General features: G+C 68.9%; 1 protein-coding gene. It reads right to left on the bottom strand.

Annotated elements, in window-relative coordinates; all coding sequences use genetic code 11:
• A partial coding sequence (locus MJ783_RS06470) for a transposase (protein WP_239309138.1) occupies window positions 1-1,075 on the bottom strand: 1,075 nt, incomplete at its 3' end.
• Between the last annotated feature and the right edge of the window lie 281 nt (window positions 1,076-1,356).

The following is a 1,356-nucleotide window of genomic DNA, read 5'->3' as shown; positions in this document are numbered from 1 at the left end:
TTTTGAACGGCCGTAGGTCGCGCTCGGACTGATTGTTCGTCGCCCAGACGTCCAGGTCGAACACGAAACGCAGCACATCCTGCTCGCGGGCGTCGAGGCACTCGAGTAGGCAGCGACCGACCGGCTGCTTACGGCCCTTCGGCGCGGGAACGATCTCAGAAAGGCCGACCTTCACCCCGGAACGGAACTCCTCGATCAACGGGTCGCGCAGCGCGGCCGGGACCCCGGCAAGCCCGGCGAGGCGAGCAAGGCTGGCCTGGTGGACCAGCCCCGTGAGCGACCGGGCGACCTGCGGCGCCCACGCCGCGTCTGGGTAGGTCTCGATCACGTCCCGCACGTCCCGCAGGATGTGCGCGACACAGAGCTGGTGCAGGAAGCCGTTGAACGTCACGTGGTCGTACAGGCCGTAGCGGTCGTGCACGACGACACCCAGCATCCGGGCGAGCAGGAACAGCTCGAAGCTGACCAGGTCACGCCGTCCCAGCATGAACAACGTGAACAGCCCGGTCGACACCGAGAGCACGTACCGTGTCCGCCCCTTCGGTCCGATCTTCATGGGTGTCTCGTCGAAGCCGACGACCTTCTCGGCCGCGATCCGCTCCTCGATCTCCCGCACCGCCGGGTCGACCGCCTCCGACCCGGCGGCGAGCAGGCCGTGCACCCAGCCGGTGGACACCTCAACCTGGTAGACCTCGAAGAGCAGCTCACAGATCCGCTCGACCGGTATGTGCGGGCGCACGAGCAGGTACAGCGCGATCGCCCGGATCTCCGGGCCGTAGGACACCGACGCGTCGAGCACCTCGGCAGGCCGGGCCGCTACATGACGCAGCCCGCAGCCGCACACGACCCGGTACAGGTCGTGCTGGGTCACAGCGAACTCGACGCGGGCGACGTCGTGGGACTGATGCGAGCGGGCGACCCCGGCGACCGTGCCGTCGGCGATCCCGGCGCCGCAGGAGCAGTCCCCGACCGGGAAATGCCTCTCGACCCGGTCCGGAACCTCCCGCCAGGCCAGGGTCAGCCCGTCCTCGCCAGGCTGCTTGCCCCGCTTCCTCTTCCCCCGCCGCCGCCCCACCCCGCCAGACGCCTTCTCCGCGACGTCCGTGTCTGTGACCTCCTCGTCCGCGGCGTCCGTGTCCTTCGGGATGCCTCGACCCTGTGGGGTGCCAGAAGTCGGCCTGGGCCTGTGAGCTGGGGAGATGCGGCCCTACCGAGCCGGCGGGATGATGGTCAGCTATGTCGATCCGCCTGCCCTATCTGATCTTCGTGCGGGTGTGCGGCTGACTGGTCCTCCTCGGCCGTTCATCGGCGCCCAAGAACATCGAGCTACTCGTGCTGCGGCACGAGGTCACGGTG

Source organism: Protofrankia sp. Cj3 (genome assembly GCF_917627355.1).
Taxonomy (GTDB): Bacteria; Actinomycetota; Actinomycetes; order Frankiales; family Frankiaceae; genus Protofrankia.
The sequence above is the reverse complement of the archived record's forward strand: the minus strand, read 5'-3'. Positions and strand labels throughout refer to the sequence as shown.